Raw genomic sequence first — 18,034 nt, 5'->3', positions numbered from 1 at the left:
TAAAGCATGGATAAGGATCTTTGCCAGCCGAGTGGGGGGTGGCGGCGGTTTCGTGACATGCCCAAGACATAAGTGACTCAGCCGGGACGGTACGGAGCCATCACGAGCGCAGGCGCAGGCCTCTCGGGGTGGCGTGGAAACCGGCCGACTCCAGGGCGCCGCCCAAGGGTGAGCTCAAGGCTGCGGCGGTATTGATCCGTTCCACCGTGAGGGCCGGGAGGGTACCCGCGCGGGAGGCCGTGGCGAGGGCCTCGACGGCCGCGGTGAGGCGGGGATCGCCGGGGTCCGGCCAGGCCAGGAGGGTCTTGCCGCCGCGTTCCAGGTACAGGGTGAGCTCGCCGTCGACCAGGACCACCAGGGAGCCCGCCTTGCGGCCGGGCTTGTGGGTGGCCCCGCCCGGCGGCTCCGGCCAGGGCAGCGCCGCGCCGTACGCGTTCGCCGGATCGGCGGCGGCCAGCACCACCGCCGCCAGCGGCGGAGGGGTCCGCTCGGCGGCCCGCAGGCGGTCCACCGCACCGTCCATCGCGAACTGCGCCGCGCCGAGCCCCTCGACCACATAGCCCCGGCGGGCCTGGCCGCTGTCCTCGAAGGCCGACAGGACGCGGTAGACCGCGCTGAAGCCGCCTTCCACCCCTTCCGCCGAGACCGCGCCCCGGGTCACCACCCCGTGCCGGTCCAGCAGGGTGCGGGCCAGGGCGTGGGCCCGGTGGGTCGGGTCGGGCGCCTGCGAGGGCAGGAGCGACCAGCGGCCCGAGACCGTGGGCGGGCCGGTACGGGACGCGGTCGCGCTGAGCGTGCCGTACCGCCCGCGCGGGACCGTCCGCCGGGCGCGGTGGGCCGTCGAGCCCGCCGTGCGGCCCGAGCCCAGCAGGGCCCGCAAGGGGCTCAGGGTGTCGTTGGTGAGCCGGCCCGACCAGGCGAGGTCCCACACCGCCTCGGAGAGGGCGACATCGGACACCTCGGGGAACGCCGCGCGGACCGCCTCGGCGATCTGGCGGAAGAACAGGCCGTACCCGCCCGAGAGCCGGTCGAGGACCGCCTGGTGGAGGGGGGTCAGCTCCAGGGGGTGCGGCGGGGGCAGGAGCAGCGGGGCGGCGTCCGCCAGGTAGAGGGAGATCCAGCCGTCCTTGCCGGGGAGCGCGCCGGCGCCCGCCCAGACCACCTCGCCGGCCGTGGTCAGTTCGTCCAGCAGGCCGGGGGAGTAGCCGCTCACCCGGGACGGGAGGATCAGGCGCTCCAGCGCGGAGGCCGGGACCGGGGCGCCCTGCAGCTGCTCGACCGCCCGGGCCAGGCCGTCGATGCCGCGCAGGGCTCCGCCCAGGTGCTGCCACTGCGGGAGGAAGGTGGCCAGCGAGGTCGGCGGGACCGGTTCCAGTTCCTGGCGCAGCGCGGCCAGCGAACGGCGCCGGAGCCTGCGCAGCACCGTCGCGTCGCACCACTCCTGGCCGATGCCCGCCGGGTGGAACTCGCCCTGGACCACCCGCCCGGCCGCGGCGATCCGGTGCAGGGCGCCCTCGGTGACCGCCGTGCCCAGGCCGAAGCGGGCGGCGACGGCGGCCGTGGTGAACGGCCCGTGGGTGCGGGCGTACCGGGCCAGGAGATCGCCCAGCGGGTCCTTGACCGGCTCGGTGAACGCTTCCGGGACGCCGACCGGCAGTGCCGTGCCCAACGCGTCCCGCAGCCGGCCCGCGTCCTCGATCGCCGCCCAGTGGTCCGCGCCGCCGATCCGGACCGCAATGGCGCGGCGGGCGGACGACAACTCCCGCGCCCAGGCCGGATCGGCCCCGCGCTCGGCCAGCTGGTCCTCCGTCAGCGGCCCCAGCAGGCGCAGCAGGTCGGCCACCGATTCGGGGTCCTTGGCCCGCCGGTCCTCGGTGAGCCACTGGAGCTCCCGCTCCAGCTCCTCCAGTACCTCCGCGTCGAGCAGTTCGCGCAGCTCCGCCTGACCGAGGAGCTCCGCCAGCAGGCGCGAGTCCAGGGATAGCGCGGCCGCCCTGCGCTCGGCCAGGGGTGAGTCGCCCTCGTAGAGGAACTGGGCGACGTACCCGAACAGCAGCGAGCGGGCGAAGGGCGAGGGCTCGGGAGTGGTGACCTCGACCAGGCGGACGCGGCGCGCCTCGATGTCCCCCATCAACTCGGTCAGGCCGGGCACGTCGAAGACGTCCTGCAAGCACTCGCGTACGGCTTCCAGCACGATCGGGAAGGAGCCGAACTCCGAGGCCACCTGGAGCAGTTGGGAGGCACGTTGGCGCTGCTGCCACAGCGGGGTGCGCTTGCCCGGACTGCGCCGGGGCAGCAGCAGCGCGCGGGCCGCGCACTCGCGGAAGCGGGAGGCGAACAGCGCCGAGCCGCCGACCTGTTCGGTGACGATCTGGTTGATGTCGCCGTGGTCGAAGGCGACATCGGCCGCGCCCAGCGGGGCCTGCTCGTCGTCGAACTCGAAGCCGGCGGGCCGGGAGGGGTCGTGGTCCAGGAGGTCCATGGACAGCAGGTCGGCGTCCGGGAGGCGGAGCACGATCCCGTCGTCGGCGTGCATGACCTGCGCGTCCATGCCGTACTTCTCCCCGAGGCGGGCGCTCAGCGCCAGCGCCCACGGGGCGTGCACCTGCGCGCCGAAGGGCGAGTGGACGACCACCCGCCAGTCGCCGAGCTCGTCGCGGAAGCGCTCGACCACGATGGTCCGGTCGTCCGGCACGTGCCCGCAGGCTTCGCGCTGCTCGGCGAGGTACGCCAGGACGTTCTCGGCGGCCCAGGCGTCCAGGCCGGCCGCGAGCAGCCGCAGCCGGGCGTCCTCGTCGCCGAGCCCGCCCAGCTCGCGGAGGAACGCCCCCACCGCGCGGCCCAGTTCGAGGGGGCGGCCCAGTTGGTCGCCCTTCCAGAACGGCAGCCGGCCCGGCACGCCGGGCGCCGGGGTGACCAGGACGCGGTCGCGGGTGATGTCCTCGATCCGCCAGGAGGTGGTGCCCAGGGTGAAGACGTCCCCGACGCGCGACTCGTAGACCATCTCCTCGTCGAGCTCGCCGACGCGGCCGCCGCCCTTCTTGGGGTCGGAGCCCGCGAGGAAGACGCCGAACAGGCCGCGGTCGGGAATGGTGCCGCCGGAGGTGACCGCGAGGCGCTGGGCCCCCGGCCGGCCGGTGACGGTCCCGGCGACGCGGTCCCAGACGACGCGCGGTCTGAGCTCGGCGAACGCGTCCGAGGGGTAGCGGCCCGCCAGCATGTCCAGCACCGCGGTGAACGCCGACTCCGGCAGCGCGGCGAAGGGAGCCGCCCGCCGCACCAGGGCCAGCAGGTCGTCGAGCTGCCAGGTGTCCATCGCGACCATCGCGACCAGCTGCTGCGCCAGGACGTCCAGGGGGTTCGACGGGATCCGCAGGGACTCGATCGAGCCGGTGCGCATCCGCTCGGTGACCACCGCCGCCTGCACGAGGTCACCCCGGTACTTGGGGAAGACCACACCGGTGGAGACCGCGCCCACCTGGTGCCCGGCGCGGCCCACCCGCTGCAGCCCGGAGGCCACCGACGGCGGGGACTCGACCTGCACCACCAGGTCCACGGCGCCCATGTCGATGCCCAGCTCCAGGCTGGAGGTGGCCACCACGGCGGGCAGCCGGCCCGCCTTCAGGTCCTCCTCCACCAGGGCCCGCTGCTCCTTGGAGACCGAGCCGTGGTGGGCGCGGGCCAGCAGTGGCGGGGCACCCCGGGCGGCGCCCGACTGGGCCATGATCTCCGCCGGGGGAGATCCCTCGGGCAGCTTCTCGCCCACGGCCCGCTCGTACGCGATCTCGTTGAGCCGGTTGCAGAGCCGCTCGGCGAGGCGGCGGGAGTTGGCGAACACGATCGTGGAGCGGTGCGCCTGCACGAGGTCCGCGATCCGCTCCTCCACATGCGGCCAGATGGACGGCCTGTCGCCGCCCTCCCGGCCCTCGGTCGCCGGAGAGCCGCCCAACTCGCCCATGTCCTGCACGGGGACGACCACCGACAGGTCGAACTCCTTCGCCGACGGCGGCTGGACGATCTCCACCCTGCCGCGCGGCGCGAGGTACCGGGCCACCTCGTCCACCGGCCGGACCGTCGCCGACAGCCCGATCCGGCGGGCCGGGCGCGGCAGCAGCTCGTCCAGCCGCTCCAGGGACAGGGCCAGGTGAGCGCCGCGCTTGGTCCCGGCCACGGCGTGCACCTCGTCCAGGATCACGGTCTCGATCCCGGTCAGGGCGTCCCGGGCGGCCGAGGTCAGCATCAGGAACAGCGACTCGGGCGTCGTGATGAGGATGTCCGGCGGCCGGGTGGCCAGCGCCCGCCGCTCGGCGGGCGGGGTGTCGCCGGAGCGGATCCCGACCCGGATCTCGGGCTCGGGCAGCCCCAGGCGCACGGACTCCTGGCGGATACCGGTCAGCGGGCTGCGGAGATTGCGCTCCACGTCCACGGCCAGGGCCTTCAGGGGCGACACGTACAGCACGCGGCAGCGCTTCCTCGGCTCGGCCGGCGGCGGGACAGAGGCCAGCTGGTCGAGGGCGGCGAGGAAGGCGGCCAGGGTCTTGCCCGAGCCGGTGGGCGCCACGACCAGGACGTCCGACCCCTCCCCGATGGCCCGCCAGGCGCCTTCCTGCGCGGCGGTGGGCGTCACGAAGGCCCCTGTGAACCAGGAGCGGGTCGCGGGGGAGAACGATGCGAGCGCGGAGCCGGACATGCCCCCATCGTGCACCCCGGCACTGACAACGGGCCGGACCTGCGGGAACACCCCCCCTCCCGGGTCGGGGGCCACCACCGGACCCGGCCGGGGAGGGCGCAGAATGGGGAGATGGGGACGGACGAGGGGCGCCGGGAGTGGGCCCGGCACTGGCAGTACCCGGAACTGCCCGGGCTGGACCTGCTGCGCGCCCACTACGTACGCCACACCTTCCCCCGCCACGCCCACGACGGGTACGTCATCGCGGCCGTCACCGGCGGCGTCGAGGAGATCGGGCTCCCCGGCGCAACCGTGCGGGCCGGGCCGGGCAGCGTGGTCCTGATCAACCCCGAGGTGGCGCACACGGCGCGCGCCGGCGTGCCCGAGGGCTGGGCGTACGCGACCCTCTACCCCTCCCGCGCGCTGATCACCGAGGTCGCGGCCGAGATCGGCACCCTGCGCGGGACCCCCGGCTTCACCGCCGACATGGTCGCGGACCCCCAGGGCTCCCAGGCGATCGCCGAAGTCCACCGGGCCGCCGAGGCCGGGAACGCGCTGGCGGCCGACACGCTGCTGCGGGGCGTGGTGGCGCGGATGCTCCGCCGGCACGCGGGCCCGATGCCCGGCCGTCCGGTACGGCGCGCGGGCACCGCCGACGCCGAGCGGGCCCGGGCCGTCCTGGAGGGGCGCCTCGCGGACCCGCCGTCACTGGAACAGCTCGCGGCCGAACTCGGCACCAGCCCCTTCGCGCTGCTGCGCGCCTTCCGCGACCGCTACGGCATGCCCCCGCACACCTGGCTGACCGACGCCCGGGTCCGCCGCGCCCGCCGCCTGCTGGACGGGGGCACCCCGCCGGCGGAGGCGGCCGTGCTGGTCGGCTTCACCGACCAGCCGCACTTGAACCGGCACTTCACCCGGATCGTGGGGGTGCCGCCGGGGGCTTATCGGCGCGGTCGAACAGGCGGCGCCGTTTGACCGGAGCGGGCCACACGGCCGCGGCGCCGAGGTGGTAGCCCAGTTCGCGGTAGGCGTCGAACTGGGTGTGGTCGAACCACTGGTCCATGGTGCTCTGACGAGGGAACGCCTTCTCCTTGAGGGCGTAGCTCAACAGCTCGTACGGCATGTCCGGGGTCAGGCTGGCCTTCGCGACGATGATGGTGCCGTACCTGGTGAGCGGCTTGCCCTCCTCGAACTCCACGCCCTCCGGGTACTTGATGACGCCCTTGACGAGGCAGCTCGCGGAGAACCGGGTGTTGAGCGCGGCCATCGGCTCCGTCGGCTCCACCCGCTCGGCGCTGCCCGGCACCAGCTTCAGCACCTCCTGCTGGTCGAAGGTGATCTGCACGCCCAGGTCCTCGTACGCGAGCGTGACCGCCTGGGCGAGGGTCGTGGCCAGCGGAGGCGAGTCGCCCGAGGAGTCGATCACGTACACCGTCCGGCAGCGCAGCCGCAGCAGCTCCACCAGACCCAGGTTGTCGAAGTGCCCGCCGTCGGTGCACAGCAGCATGGGGCTGGAGTCCGAGTACCGGCCGGCCAGCTCCTGGAGCTGGTAGCGGAGCCGGCGTACCCGGGGCAGCCGCGGCATGATCCAGTCCGGGCCCCGCTGCGCCACCTCCGCCAGGTACAGCGGGTTGGGGACCCACGTGCCCAGGCGCAGGTTGGACAGGGCGAGCAGCCGTTGCGCGGCGATCGACTGGGTGCCCATCGCCGAGGCGAACGCGGCACCGGAGACCGCGACGGCCGACTGCACGGTGAGGTCGCGGCCGACCAGCGGGGGCGCCGTGTTCTCCATCGTGCTCGTCCGCACCCACCCGGTGTCCGGGCCGCCCACGTAGTCGTGGGAGAAGGTGAACGGCACCGCGGGCCGCCCCGGCGCGGTGCGGTTGCGCAGGGACAGGGCCGCCGAGGCGACGAAGATGGTCTGCGGGAACGTACCGTCCCTGCCTTCCACCCGCCTGCCGTGCGAGGACAGCTTGGTCTGCTCGGCGTTGTAGTCGTACGGCAGGGCGCCGACCGAGCCGTCGCGCAGCACGGCCCGGCGCACCGCGAACGCGCCGGCCAGCCGCTGCCGGTAGAAGGGGTGCAGGCTGAAGGTGGTCTGATCGATGGCGAGGGCCGAGAAGAGCAGCAGGACCGGCAGGCCCCACCGCCACCATCCGCTCCAGTCGGGCGCGTAGACGGTGGACCAGGACAGGAGCGCCAGACCGAAGAACGCGACCAGGGTGAGGACCAGCCAGACCACGAGGGTCTGCGCCCAGCCGGCGCCGGTCTGGGTCGCGATCGACTTGGCATGCGAGAACCGGCCCGCCTTGTCGCCGTCCGGTCTCACCTTCGTCACCCGGTCCTTGGAGGCGGTGAACAGGCCGCCCAGTCCGGTTGCGGCGGCCGTCAGCGCACCGAAGATCGAAATGCCCTTGGGGCCCTCCGGGAAGATGTCCTCGCGGTTGGCCAGCCAGGCGAAGAACCACAGCACCGTCGGCAGGATCACGGCGAACACGGCGATGGCCGCGGCCAGGGCCAGGACGAACCTCACGGTGCTCCGGACCCAGGCCGGGCGCGACTTCCCGCCGCGCCCCCTGACCAGTGACGCCACCACGGACACCACGGCGGCGAGCGCCACGAGGGCGATGAGGGGGGTACCCAGTTCATCGTGCAGCTGGTCGGACAGGGTGGGGAAGGAAGCGGTCGGGTCCGTGCGCAGCCGGTCCAGATCCGTCAGGGGGACGCGCTGGTAGAACGCGCTCAGATACACGCCGACGACGACGAACGCCAGCGCCAGCAGCCCCAGCGACACGCACAGCCCGCGCAGGATGACGCCCGCGGCCAGCAGTTTCTCCCTCGGGCTGTCCGCCAGGTACTTCGCGTGCCGCCGGATGTGGTCCTCTTCGGGACTGCCGGGCGCGAACACGTCGCGCACGGTGGCGAGACCGGCGGCGGCGGGATGCGCCGGCTGCTCGCCGGTGAGGGCGAGCTGGAACGCCCCGGACGTGTAGCCGCCGCCCGAAACGGAGACCAGGTAGCGGGCCTTGGCCAACACGCCCCCCTCGCGCAGGGCCTGCAGCGCGCCCAGGGTGACCGATGCGGAGCGGATGCCGCCGCCGGAGACGCAGATCCCCACCTCCGCCGGTTCCCGCCCGGGCAGTCGGAGCGCGCGGGTGCGCCAGCGTTCCCTGACGCTGTCCGGCGGTTGCGCCGGGCCGGAGGGGGCCGACCACTCGCTCAGGGGGGTGGTCGTGTGCGGCGCGGCGGGCGGAGTGACGATGTCCGGGTCGTTCCAGGGCACACCGCGGTTCGCGAGCTCGTGGGCCTTCTGCACGAGCGGGCCCCGGGGCGGGGGAGGGGCGGCGGCGGGGGAGGCGGCGGGAGGTGTGCCCGGCGGCGTGCCCGGTGTGCCCGGCGTTGCGGCTCCGGCGGTCTTCACCGTGGCCCTGGGGAACAGGAGGAGCCGGGCCGCCAGTGTGAGGGCGATCCACAGCGCCGCCACCGTGACCGGGCCGACGAGCGCCCACTTCAGCAGCGCGCACCAGGACGCCTTCTGCCAGTCGCCGTCCGCGCCCGTGCCGAGCCCGTCCAGGGCCCGGTACAGGAGGACGTTCTCGCTGATGTCCGCCGCAGCCATCACCCCGGTGGCGGCGAGGCCCCGGAGCATGAACCTCCGCGACACCTTGCGGTACAGGAAGCAGCTGCCCAGGCCGAACACCGCGAGTAGCGCCAGCGTGTATCCCGGGACGAGGAGGAACGAATCCAGCCACAGGGCTCTGCGGAACGGCTCGCGGTGTCCGCCGGGGAGCGGGCACCACAGACTCTGCCCGTAGATGATCCGGCAGGCCCGGTCCCAGCTGCCGGCGAGCTGGAGCGGCACCTCGTCGGGGAGCGTTCTGTGCCGGTCGAAGTACAGGCCGATCAGAACGCCCCCGGCGATCAGGCCGACACAGCACACCCACGCGGCCCACTTGGCATACGAAGGACGTACGACAACTCGTGTCGGAGCACTCTCCATGAGCTCACCGTAGCGATCCGGGTGCGGAGCGTGATGGTACGCGCGCAAGAACGTACAAGACCCGGGCACCACGCCCCGCGTAGCTTCAGGGCGTGGGAGAACATCAGATGGTCATACAGGAGGCCCCCGAGGGGGTCGCCGCCGGGCGGCCGCGGGCCGCCGTCGTGCGGGACGCGCTCGGGGTGGGGGTGGCCGTCGGGCTGTCCGGGTTCGCGTTCGGGGTGACCGCCGCGGGATCCGGGGTCAGTGTGCTGCAGGCCTGCGTCCTGAGCCTGCTCGTCTTCACCGGAGCCTCGCAGTTCGCGCTGGTCGGGGCGCTGGCTGCCGGCGGCAACCCGTTCACCGCCGCCGCCGGGGCCTTCTTCCTCGGGACGCGCAACGCCTTCTACGGGCTGCGGCTGTCGCAACTGCTGGCGCTGCCGCGCGCCGTACGGCCCTTCGCCGCCCACTGGGTCATCGACGAGACCACCGCCGTGGCGCTGGCCCAGCGGGACCGCAGGTCGGCCCGGCTCGGGTTCACCGTCACCGGGCTCAGCCTCTACGTCCTGTGGAACCTCACCACCCTGCTCGGGGCGCTCGGCGCCGAGGCCATCGGGGACACCGCCGCGTGGGGTCTGGACGCCGCCGGACCCGCCGTCTTCCTGGCCCTCCTCGCGCCGATGCTGAAGTCCTCCACCGAGCGGGCCGTCGCCGGGCTCGCGCTCGTCCTCGGACTGGGATTCCTGCCCGTGCTGCCCGCCGGGGTACCCGTGCTGATCGCCGCGCTGGCCGCGCCCGCCGTGCTGTGGATGAAGGGACGCCGCTCGTGAACGTCTGGATCGCCATCGGACTCACCGTCCTCGGCTGCTACGCCGTCAAGCTCGCCGGGCTGCTCGTCCCCGCCGGGGCCCTGGAGCGGCCGCTGGTGCGCCGGCTCTCCGCCCTGCTGCCCGTCGCCCTGCTCGCCGCGCTCACCGCCCAGCAGACCTTCAGCACCGGCCACGAGCTCGTCCTCGACGCCCGCGCGGCCGGACTCGCGGCGGCGGCGCTCGCGCTGCTGCTGCGGGCGCCCTTCCTCGTCGTGGTCGCCGCCGCCGTCGTCGTCACCGCGGGGGTACGGGCCCTGGGAGGCTGACCCCCCTCCCGGTCGGCAGGCGCCCGTACGCGCGCAGCGTGAGCAGAGCCTCCAGCGTGGCGATCGGGCGCCGCTCCAGCGAGCTGCCCGGCGCCCAGGCCCTTCGGTGTACCGGCCAGCCGCCGTCCGGCTGCTGCTCCGCGGCCAGGAAGTCCAGCGAGCGGTGCATCTCCTCGTCCGTGAACCAGCCGCGCGCCACCGACTCCGGGCGCCGCGCGAAGTCGTGCGGGAAGAGGTGCTCGCCGGGCGCGTAACCGGGGGCCGCCGGGTACTCCGCCCGCCGCACCGGATCGAGCACCGCGAGCCGCCGCTCGCGCACCAGCCGCCCCAGCCGGTCCGCGGCCGCCACCGCCCGTGCCCGGTCGGGGGCGCCGTCGAGGAAGGCCACCGCGCTCTGGACCTCGTACGGATGCGAGTGGTGCAGGCTTTCGACCCGGTCCCAGCAGAAGTCCGTGGCCCGGAACAGCCAGGCGTGCCAGATCTTGTTGCGGTGCAGCAGGCCGACGACCGGGCCCGTGGTCAGCAGTTCGCCCGGCGGGTCGTCGTACACCGGGTGGTAGGGGGCGGCGGGGTAGCCGTGCGGGGCCGCCGAGACCACCGGAAGGGCGCCCTCCGGGGTGGAGACCCGGGTCAGGTGGCGGCAGAGCCTCTCGATGCGCTGCCCGGCGCAGCGGCCCAGGCCGTCCAGGACGCGCAGCGCGTGCGCGGTGTGCAGGGGGTGGCTGAGCGGGCCCCGCAGGTCCGGATCGAGGGCGTGTCCGTAGCCGCCGTCGTCGTTGAGGTAGGAGCCGAGGGCGGTGTCCACCGCGTCGGGGTCCCCGTCGAGGAAGTGGAACGCGAACCGCCGCTGTTCCAGCACGCGGGCCGTGAGCCAGATGAACCGCTCGGCGCGGGCCAGCGGGGCCGTGGCCGCCGGAGCGGCCGCTGGGGGAGCTTGGTCTCCAGACATGCGAGAAACCGTAGGACGCCGTGGTGCGGCGACGGGGGACGAACGGGGTGGGTGCACTCTCCGGGGCGGAATACTGGTGGCATGCGGTTGACGATTTTCTGGGAGCGGATGGCGGAGCACTTCGGTGCGGCCTACGCGGACTCCTTCGCGCGGGACCACGTCATGACGGAGCTCGGCGGGCGCACGGTCCACCAGGCGCTCGACGCGGGCTGGGAGGCCAAGGACGTGTGGCGCGCGGTGTGTTCGGCCATGGACGTGCCCGCCTCGCTGCGGTGACGCCGCGCTGACCCGGCTGACCGGGCCGAGGGGGCCGACCGGGCGTTGACGGGGCGGTCCGCGAGACGCCGCTACGAGGCGCCGCTTCGGGGTACCGCTTCGCTGTACGCGCCGACGGTGGGACAGACTTGGTGGCGTGGCAGCCAGTGATGAGACGACGACCGACCAGCCCGCAGACGCCCATGGCGCGCCACCGCGGCCGGCGGATCCGGCCGGGGCCACCGGCTCCAGCGGCCCCACCGGCCCCCCGGACGCCGCCTCGTCGCCAGGCGCCCGAGGGCCCGCCGGTCCGGGGAGCCCGGCCGGGACGGCCCCCGGCGGAGCGGACGCGCGGATGCCGCGCTGGCTGCCGCGCGCCGTGGTCCTCGTACTCGCCCTGGTCGCCTGCTTCCAGCTCGGCAGCTGGGCCTTCCACCAGCTCATAGGGCTGCTCGTCAACATCCTGATCGCGTTCTTCCTCGCGCTCGCGATCGAACCCGCGGTGTCCCGGATGGCGGCCCGCGGCATGCGCCGCGGGCTCGCCACCTTCCTGATGTTCCTCGCCGTGTTCGTCGCGACCGCGGGCTTCCTCGCGCTGCTCGGCTCGATGCTCGCCGGGCAGATCGTCGAGATGGTGGAAGGCTTCCCGGGCTACCTCGACCGGGTGATCAACTCCATCAACACGACGTTCCGCACCGAGCTGTCCCGGCTGGAGATCCAGGACAGCCTGCTGCGCTCCGACTGGCTGCGCAAGTACGTGCAGAACAGCGCGACCGGCGTGCTCGACGTGTCCGCCACCGTGCTCGGCGGGCTCTTCAAGCTGCTGACGATCGGGCTGTTCTCCTTCTACTTCGCGGCCGACGGACCGCGGCTGCGGCACGCGCTGTGCTCCGTACTGCCGCCCGCCAAGCAGTCCGAGGTGCTGCGCGCCTGGGAGATCGCCGTCGCCAAGACGGGCGGCTACCTCTACTCGCGCGGGCTGATGGCCCTGATCTCCGGGATCGCGCACTACATCGTGCTGGCGGTCCTCGGCGTGCCGTACGCGCCCGCGCTCGCCGTGTGGGTGGGGCTGGTCTCCCAGTTCATCCCCACCATCGGCACCTACCTCGCGGGCGCGCTGCCGGTCCTGATCGCCTTCGCGGTCGATCCCTGGTACGCGTTGTACGTCCTCGGATTCGTGGTGGTCTACCAGCAGTTCGAGAACTACGTCCTGCAGCCCAAGCTGACCTCGAAGACCGTGGACATCCACCCGGCGGTCGCCTTCGGGTCGGTCATCGCGGGCACCGCCCTGCTGGGCGCGGTCGGGGCGCTCGTCGCGATCCCGGCCGTCGCCACGCTGCAGGCGTTCCTCGGCGCGTACGTGAAGCGGTACGCGCTGACGGAGGGCGCGGCCGCCTCTACTTCCCGTCCCCGGCGCCGAGTACGGCTGCCAAGGCGTCGGTGACGGTCGCCTCGGCGGCAGCCTTGTCCACGCCGAGGCCGCTGAGCAGGCCCTCGCCGTTCTCCAGCTCCAGGAGCGCGAACAGGATGTGTTCGGTGCCGACGTAGCCGTGGCCCAGGCGCAGGGCCTCGCGGAAGGTGAGCTCCAGGACCTTCTTCGCGGACGCGTCGAACGGGACGAGGTCGGGTACCTCCGCCTGGCGCGGGGGCAGCACGGCGGCCACGGCGGCGCGTACGTCGTCCGCCGCGACCCCCTGGGCGTTCAGGGCGAGCGCCGCGAGGCCCTCGGGCTCGGACAGCAGGCCGAGGACGAGATGGTCGGTGCGGATCTCGGTGCCGCCGGCCGCGCGGGCCTCGTTCTGCGCGGCCATGACGACGTTGCGGGCGCGCGGGGTGAAGCGGCCGAAGCCCTGGTTGGGGTCGAGGCCGGGGTCGCCCTCCTTGTCCGCCTTGGGGACGAAGCGCTTCTGGGCGGCCTGGCGGGTGACGCCCATGCTGCGCCCGATGTCGGTCCAGGAGGCGCCGGAGCGGCGGGCCTGGTCGACGAAGTGCCCGATGAGGTGGTCGGCCACGTCACCGAGGTGCTCGGCGGCGACGACGGCGTCGCTGAGCTGCTCCAGGGTGTCGCTGTGGACCTTCTTGATGGCCTCGATCAGGTCGTCGAGGCGTACCGGATTGGTCATGCGAACGGGTTCCACGGAAGGGTTCGTCATGAGTGCAACCCTAGGTTGACAGTGGAGGCGCGTCAACCTTGGGTTGTCAGTCGTGGGTGGGGGTGCAGGTCGGCGCCCCCGCCGCGCGCCGCCGAGTCCGTGACGCGCGCGGCGAGGGCGGCCCCCGGCGGCCCGTGTCGGTGCCGCCCGGGTCCTGTCGGCGTACTCGGCCCGCCTCCGCGGCCGGGCCGCCCCCGCGCGTGGCGCGCTTGACAGGGAAATCGAACATCCATTCTGATGGGTTATCCACAGCCGAACCGGTCGTGGAGGCGCATTGTCAGTGGCAGGCATTAGCGTCAATGGCGTGAAGCGATCGACTCAAGCAAACCGGGTGGAACCCATGGCAGGCACCGACCGCGAGAAGGCTCTCGACGCCGCGCTCGCACAGATTGAACGGCAATTCGGCAAGGGTGCGGTCATGCGCCTCGGCGACAAGCCGAACGACCCCATCGAGGTCATCCCCACCGGGTCGACCGCGCTGGACATCGCCCTCGGCGTCGGCGGGCTGCCCCGCGGCCGCGTGATCGAGGTGTACGGTCCGGAGTCCTCCGGTAAGACGACCCTGACCCTGCACGCCGTGGCCAACGCGCAGAAGGCCGGCGGCACCGTCGCCTTCGTGGACGCCGAGCACGCGCTCGACCCCGAGTACGCGAAGGCCCTCGGCGTCGACACCGACAACCTCATCCTGTCGCAGCCGGACACCGGCGAGCAGGCGCTGGAGATCGTGGACATGCTCGTCCGCTCCGGTGCCCTCGACCTGATCGTCATCGACTCCGTGGCGGCCCTGGTGCCGCGCGCCGAGATCGAGGGTGAGATGGGCGACTCGCACGTGGGTCTCCAGGCCCGCCTGATGAGCCAGGCGCTCCGGAAGATCACCGGTGCGCTCAACCAGTCCAAGACCACCGCGATCTTCATCAACCAGCTCCGCGAGAAGATCGGTGTGATGTTCGGCTCGCCGGAGACCACCACCGGTGGCCGCGCGCTGAAGTTCTACGCCTCCGTGCGTCTGGACATCCGCCGCATCGAGACCCTCAAGGACGGCACGGACGCGGTCGGCAACCGCACCCGCGTCAAGGTGGTCAAGAACAAGGTCGCGCCGCCGTTCAAGCAGGCCGAGTTCGACATCCTCTACGGCCACGGCATCAGCCGCGAGGGCGGTCTGATCGACATGGGCGTCGAGCACGGCTTCGTGCGCAAGGCCGGCGCCTGGTACACGTACGAGGGCGACCAGCTCGGCCAGGGCAAGGAGAACGCGCGGAAGTTCCTCTGCGACAACCCCGCCCTCTCCGACGAGATCGAGCGGAAGATCAAGGAGAAGCTGGGCGTGGGCGTCCGCAAGGACGCCGAGACCGCAGAGGGCACTGCCGCGGCCGACGCCACGGCCGCCGCCGTGCCCGCCCCGGCGACGAAGGCCAAGACGACGGCCAAGGCCGCCGTGGCCAAGAGCTGACCCGTGCGGGAGCAGGAAGGGGGCGGTGAGGACCGGAGCGGCCGGGAGCGCCGCCAGGAACTGCCGCCCCAGAGCCCCGAGGAGCAGGCGCGGGCGATCTGTCTGCGCCTGCTCACGGGGAGCCCGCGCACCCGGCGCCAGCTCGCGGATGCCCTGGACAAGCGGGGCATCCCCGAGGAGGTGTCGCAGCAGGTCCTCTCCCGGTACGAGGAGGTGGGCCTGATCGACGACGCCGCCTTCGCCGGGGCCTGGGTCGAGTCCCGGCACCGCGGCCGGGGCCTGGCCCGGCGGGCGCTCGCACAGGAGCTCCGGACCAAGGGGGTACACGCCACCCTGGTGGAAGAGGCCCTGGAGCAGCTTGACTCCGACCAGGAGGAACAGACCGCCCGCGAGCTCGTGGAGCGCAAGCTCCGCGCCACCCGGGGCCTGGAGCGCGACAAGCGGATCCGGCGGCTCGCCGGAATGCTCGCCCGCAAGGGATACCCGGAGGGCATGGCCCTGCGAGTGGTCCGCCGCGCGCTGGAGGCGGAGGGCGAAGAAGCCGACGATCTGGGGTACCCGGGGTAGGACCGGACCCCGGCCGCCCACGCTGGACGGGGCCACGGCCACGGCCCAGGGCGTGCCGTCAGGGGGGAGCCGTCACCGGGAGGCCCGCCGACTTCCAGGCCTGGAAGCCGCCGGTCAGGTCCGTGGCGCGGTGGAGGCCCAAGGCGTGGAGGGAGGCTGCCGCGAGGCTGGAGGCGTACCCCTCGTTGCAGATCACCACCACCTGGAGGTCATGGCTCGTGGCCTCCGCGACGCGATGGCTGCCCCGCGGGTCCAGGCGCCACTCCAGTTCGTTGCGCTCGACCACCAGCGCCCCCGGGATCAGGCCGTCGCGGTCCCGCAGCGCCTGGTAGCGGATGTCAACCAGGAGCGCGCCGGAGCGGGAGGCGGCGTACGCCTCCCGCGGGTCGAGGCGGGTGTAGTTCGCGCGGACCCGCTCCAGCAGTTCGTCGATGCCGACCGGGGCGCTCACTGCCAGTCCGCCGGACGCTCGACGTGCTCCAGGCTGAGCACCGGTCCGCTGCGGCTGTAACGACGGATCAGCGGGAGCGGCGGGTAGTAGGCGTGCACGGAGATCGCGTGCTCGTCCGGGGACTCGTTCAGGACCTCGTGCACGTGGTGCTCCCCGAAGGCCCGCCCGGTGCCCGCGCCCAGGCTGCGGCTGCGGTCCAGTCCGGAGTCGAGCTCCAGGGACCGCCACCCCTCGGAGGGCAGGCGTACGGCGAGCGCGTGCTCGGTGAGCCGGCCCCGGGCGGTGGCGAACGCGCCCCGCGACTCGGCGTGGTCGTGCCAGCCGGTGCCGGTCCCCGGTGGCCAGCCGATCAGCCACGCCTCGCTGCCGGAAGGCCCGTCCAGCCGGATCCAGGTGCGGCCCTGCGGGTCGAGCGGCAGGGAGGCGACGAGTTCGGCGTCGGCCGCGGTGCGCAGGGCGAAGCCGAGGAGTTCGGCGGACGTAGGGCCCCCGGCCAGCACGGGCTCAGGGGTGTAGGCGGGTGCAGACATGGAAGTGGACCGTTCCTGGGGTTCGCGGAAGTGCGCGCCGGCCGGTGACGGCACGCGGCGCGCAGGGGGAAAGGCGAATCAGCAGGAAGGGCGACACACGCAGCCCGCGTAGCGGAGCAGGTCCATATGGACCCTCCGCCACAGGCGCACGTCGTTGCCGGTCATGTCCGCGAGTGAACCACGAGACCGCGGGACGGTCAATCGATCACCGCGGTCGGCGTCGTGGCGGACGAGGGGGCCGTTACCCGGGACACGGGCGCGCCCGCCCGGACCGCGTCCGCCGCCTCGTACAGTTCGGCCGGCCGCACGCCCGCGAAGGTCGCCGCCAGATGGCCGTCGGGCCGGATCAGGAGCACGGTGTGCGCCGGGGCCCCCGGGTAGCCGTCCGCGACCAGCAGATCGGTGCGGACCGGCAGCGCGCTCACGGCCGCCGCGAGGCGGGGCATCAGACCGGCGCCGAGCCAGTGGCGCCGGTCCCAGACCCCGGTGCCCGGCGCGACCAGGACCACCAGCAGCCGCCCCTGTCCCAGCAGGTCGCGCAGCGGCACGGTCGACCCGTCGGGCGCGGTCACCGGTACGTTCGCCACCGGGCCGCCGGGTTCCGTGGCCGTCGGGACCTCGCGTACGGCCACCGGCGGGGCGTACGCCGGCGCCGCACCCAGCGGCCCCCGCCCCAGGTGGCCGTCGGTGAGCAGGGATTCGGCGGATCGCGAGGCGCCGGGCAGGTAGGTGCGAAGGCCGCCGCCGGCGCGAAGCACCGGCATCGCCTGGTCGGCCGCGCGCAGCCGGGCGGCGACCGCGGTGCGCCGCTCGCCCTCGTAGCTGTCGAGCAGTTCCTCGGAGGCCCCCTGGTGCCAGGCCAGGGACAGCTTCCACGCGAGGTTCTCGGCGTCCCGCAGCCCCTCCTCCACCCCTTGGGTGCCGAGGGCGCCCAGCAGGTGTGCGGCGTCCCCGGCGAGGAAGGCGCGGCCGTCGCGCCAGCGACGCGCGAGGCGGTGGTGCAAGGTGTGGACCCCGGTGTCGATGAGGTCGTACGGGGGAGTCGTGCCCCCGCACCACACCGCGAGGGTGTCCCGGATGAGGGTCACCAGCGCGTCGGGCGTGACGAGATCCCCGCGCGCCGGGAGCAGCCAGTCCAGGCGCCACACCCCGTCGGGCAGCGGCCGGGAGGTGACCTCCTCGGGTCCGGACGGCGGGTTGCGGTGCAGCAAGGCCTCGCCGGGCCACGGCAGTTCGGTGCGCAGGGCGGCCACGGCGCAGCGCTCCACGGCGGTGCGGCCGGGGAAGCGGATGCCGAGCAGCTTGCGCACGGTGGACCGGGCGCCGTCGCAGCCGACCAGGTAACTCCCGCGCCACCACGTGGCCTGCGCGCCCCGGGTGTGCGCGGTGACCCCGCGGTCGTCCTGCTCCACGGAGTCCAGCCGGCTGTCGGTGACCAGCTGGACGAGCGGGTGCGCGGTGGCGGCCTCGCGCAGGCCGCGCGTCAGGGCGTGCTGCGGCAGGTGCAGCGGAGCCGGGCCGTCGTCGAAGGTGCTGCGCTGCGCGGGGCGGCTGCGCCGCATGGTGCGCCAGGCGGCGAAGTACGCCCCCTCGTAGCGCAGGGTCGTACAGCCCAGCCGGTGCGCCATGGCCGCGGTGTCGGCGTGCAGGACGACCGTACGGGCGGGACGGGACTCCTCGTTGCCGGGCCCTTCGTCGAGCACGACGGAGGGTACGCCCTGGCCGGCCAGGGCGAGGGACAGCGCCAGGCCCACGGGCCCCGCGCCGACGACGATCACCGGGTCCATGATGTGGCTCCCGGTGTCCGGTATGTGATCACAGAACGTATGCAACCGACTGAAGGTGCCCGCGTCAAGTGACACCCGTCCGGACAACGCCGTGTGGTGCGGCGGAAGA

The 18,034-nt window shown here is 73.7% G+C and carries 15 protein-coding genes; 7 read left to right on the top strand and 8 right to left on the bottom strand.

Going from position 1 to position 18,034, the window contains the following annotated elements; genetic code table 11:
• Positions 1–100: 100 nt before the first annotated feature.
• Positions 101–4,690: an ATP-dependent helicase gene (locus tag ACFCZ1_RS31450; protein ID WP_376681672.1), complete on the bottom strand. Its 4,590-nt coding sequence runs from the start codon at positions 4,688–4,690 to the stop codon at positions 101–103.
• 111 nt (positions 4,691–4,801) lie between these two features.
• Between ACFCZ1_RS31450 and ACFCZ1_RS31445 the strand changes: the two genes are divergently transcribed.
• Positions 4,802–5,644: an AraC family transcriptional regulator gene (locus ACFCZ1_RS31445; RefSeq protein WP_376681671.1), complete on the top strand. Its 843-nt coding sequence runs from the start codon at positions 4,802–4,804 to the stop codon at positions 5,642–5,644.
• Here ACFCZ1_RS31445 and ACFCZ1_RS31440 read toward each other — a convergent pair.
• Positions 5,580–8,669 (bottom strand): hypothetical protein, encoded by a 3,090-nt coding sequence (locus tag ACFCZ1_RS31440; protein ID WP_376681670.1) that lies wholly within the window; start codon positions 8,667–8,669, stop codon positions 5,580–5,582. The two genes, ACFCZ1_RS31445 and ACFCZ1_RS31440, sit on opposite strands and share 65 nt — an antisense overlap.
• Before the next feature lie 107 nt (positions 8,670–8,776).
• On the opposite strand from ACFCZ1_RS31440, the gene ACFCZ1_RS31435 reads away from it, so the two are divergent.
• Both ACFCZ1_RS31435 and ACFCZ1_RS31430 read left to right on the top strand, forming a co-directional pair.
• Positions 8,777–9,478: an AzlC family ABC transporter permease gene (locus tag ACFCZ1_RS31435; protein ID WP_376681691.1), complete on the top strand. Its 702-nt coding sequence runs from the start codon at positions 8,777–8,779 to the stop codon at positions 9,476–9,478.
• Positions 9,475–9,783, top strand: coding sequence for an AzlD domain-containing protein (locus tag ACFCZ1_RS31430; RefSeq protein WP_376681669.1), 309 nt, complete (start codon positions 9,475–9,477; stop codon positions 9,781–9,783). The genes ACFCZ1_RS31435 and ACFCZ1_RS31430 overlap by 4 nt, the downstream gene beginning before the upstream one ends.
• On the opposite strand, the gene ACFCZ1_RS31425 is transcribed toward ACFCZ1_RS31430, so the two are convergent.
• Positions 9,752–10,732 carry a hypothetical protein gene (locus ACFCZ1_RS31425; RefSeq protein ID WP_376681668.1) on the bottom strand — a complete coding sequence of 327 codons (981 nt, stop codon included), beginning with the start codon at positions 10,730–10,732 and terminating at the stop codon, positions 9,752–9,754. The two genes, ACFCZ1_RS31430 and ACFCZ1_RS31425, sit on opposite strands and share 32 nt — an antisense overlap.
• A gap of 81 nt (positions 10,733–10,813) precedes the next feature.
• Between ACFCZ1_RS31425 and ACFCZ1_RS31420 the strand changes: the two genes are divergently transcribed.
• Both ACFCZ1_RS31420 and ACFCZ1_RS31415 read left to right on the top strand, forming a co-directional pair.
• On the top strand, positions 10,814–11,008 hold the full coding sequence (locus tag ACFCZ1_RS31420) for a DUF3046 domain-containing protein (RefSeq protein WP_266783889.1): 195 nt from the start codon (positions 10,814–10,816) through the stop codon (positions 11,006–11,008).
• A gap of 334 nt (positions 11,009–11,342) precedes the next feature.
• Positions 11,343–12,431, top strand: coding sequence for an AI-2E family transporter (locus ACFCZ1_RS31415; protein WP_376681690.1), 1,089 nt, complete (start codon positions 11,343–11,345; stop codon positions 12,429–12,431).
• Here ACFCZ1_RS31415 and ACFCZ1_RS31410 read toward each other — a convergent pair.
• Positions 12,385–13,140, bottom strand: coding sequence for a Clp protease N-terminal domain-containing protein (locus ACFCZ1_RS31410; protein WP_376681667.1), 756 nt, complete (start codon positions 13,138–13,140; stop codon positions 12,385–12,387). The two genes, ACFCZ1_RS31415 and ACFCZ1_RS31410, sit on opposite strands and share 47 nt — an antisense overlap.
• A gap of 340 nt (positions 13,141–13,480) precedes the next feature.
• Here ACFCZ1_RS31410 and recA point away from each other — a divergent pair, with 340 nt between their 5' ends.
• Positions 13,481–14,590: a recombinase RecA gene (recA, locus tag ACFCZ1_RS31405; RefSeq protein ID WP_376681666.1), complete on the top strand. Its 1,110-nt coding sequence runs from the start codon at positions 13,481–13,483 to the stop codon at positions 14,588–14,590.
• A gap of 3 nt (positions 14,591–14,593) precedes the next feature.
• Positions 14,594–15,157 carry a recombination regulator RecX gene (recX, locus tag ACFCZ1_RS31400; RefSeq protein WP_376681665.1) on the top strand — a complete coding sequence of 188 codons (564 nt, stop codon included), beginning with the start codon at positions 14,594–14,596 and terminating at the stop codon, positions 15,155–15,157.
• A gap of 58 nt (positions 15,158–15,215) precedes the next feature.
• On the opposite strand, the gene ACFCZ1_RS31395 is transcribed toward recX, so the two are convergent.
• The 4 genes from ACFCZ1_RS31395 to ACFCZ1_RS31380 form a co-directional block, all read right to left on the bottom strand.
• On the bottom strand, positions 15,216–15,608 hold the full coding sequence (locus tag ACFCZ1_RS31395) for a rhodanese-like domain-containing protein (protein WP_376681664.1): 393 nt from the start codon (positions 15,606–15,608) through the stop codon (positions 15,216–15,218).
• Positions 15,605–16,138, bottom strand: a complete 534-nt coding sequence (locus ACFCZ1_RS31390) for a cysteine dioxygenase (RefSeq protein WP_376681663.1) — start codon at positions 16,136–16,138, stop codon at positions 15,605–15,607. Before ACFCZ1_RS31390 ends, ACFCZ1_RS31395 begins: the two co-directional genes overlap by 4 nt.
• Positions 16,139–16,216: 78 nt before the next feature.
• A complete protein-coding gene (locus tag ACFCZ1_RS31385) occupies positions 16,217–16,303 on the bottom strand; it encodes a putative leader peptide (RefSeq protein WP_311318651.1) in 87 nt (28 codons plus the stop codon).
• Between the two features lie 32 nt (positions 16,304–16,335).
• Positions 16,336–17,925, bottom strand: a complete 1,590-nt coding sequence (locus ACFCZ1_RS31380; RefSeq protein ID WP_376681662.1) for an FAD-dependent monooxygenase — start codon at positions 17,923–17,925, stop codon at positions 16,336–16,338.
• Between the last annotated feature and the right edge of the window lie 109 nt (positions 17,926–18,034).

The sequence above is a fragment of the Streptomyces sp. NPDC056224 genome (assembly GCF_042267665.1).
Taxonomy (GTDB): Bacteria; Actinomycetota; Actinomycetes; order Streptomycetales; family Streptomycetaceae; genus Streptomyces.
The sequence above is the reverse complement of the archived record's forward strand: the minus strand, read 5'-3'. Positions and strand labels throughout refer to the sequence as shown.

Excerpts from the sequence above, each read along its gene's own strand:
- ACFCZ1_RS31410 (WP_376681667.1), bottom strand. The coding sequence starts at position 13,140 with ATGACGAACCCTTCCGTGGAACCCGTTCGCATGACCAATCCGGTACGC.
- ACFCZ1_RS31415 (WP_376681690.1), top strand. The coding sequence starts at position 11,343 with ATGCCGCGCTGGCTGCCGCGCGCCGTGGTCCTCGTACTCGCCCTGGTC.
- ACFCZ1_RS31390 (WP_376681663.1), bottom strand. The coding sequence starts at position 16,138 with ATGTCTGCACCCGCCTACACCCCTGAGCCCGTGCTGGCCGGGGGCCCT.
- ACFCZ1_RS31450 (WP_376681672.1), bottom strand. The coding sequence starts at position 4,690 with ATGTCCGGCTCCGCGCTCGCATCGTTCTCCCCCGCGACCCGCTCCTGG.
- ACFCZ1_RS31425 (WP_376681668.1), bottom strand. The coding sequence starts at position 10,732 with ATGTCTGGAGACCAAGCTCCCCCAGCGGCCGCTCCGGCGGCCACGGCC.
- recA (WP_376681666.1), top strand. The coding sequence starts at position 13,481 with ATGGCAGGCACCGACCGCGAGAAGGCTCTCGACGCCGCGCTCGCACAG.
- ACFCZ1_RS31435 (WP_376681691.1), top strand. The coding sequence starts at position 8,777 with ATGGTCATACAGGAGGCCCCCGAGGGGGTCGCCGCCGGGCGGCCGCGG.
- ACFCZ1_RS31445 (WP_376681671.1), top strand. The coding sequence starts at position 4,802 with ATGGGGACGGACGAGGGGCGCCGGGAGTGGGCCCGGCACTGGCAGTAC.
- ACFCZ1_RS31385 (WP_311318651.1), bottom strand. The coding sequence starts at position 16,303 with ATGACCGGCAACGACGTGCGCCTGTGGCGGAGGGTCCATATGGACCTG.
- ACFCZ1_RS31380 (WP_376681662.1), bottom strand. The coding sequence starts at position 17,925 with ATGGACCCGGTGATCGTCGTCGGCGCGGGGCCCGTGGGCCTGGCGCTG.
- ACFCZ1_RS31440 (WP_376681670.1), bottom strand. The coding sequence starts at position 8,669 with ATGGAGAGTGCTCCGACACGAGTTGTCGTACGTCCTTCGTATGCCAAG.
- ACFCZ1_RS31420 (WP_266783889.1), top strand. The coding sequence starts at position 10,814 with ATGCGGTTGACGATTTTCTGGGAGCGGATGGCGGAGCACTTCGGTGCG.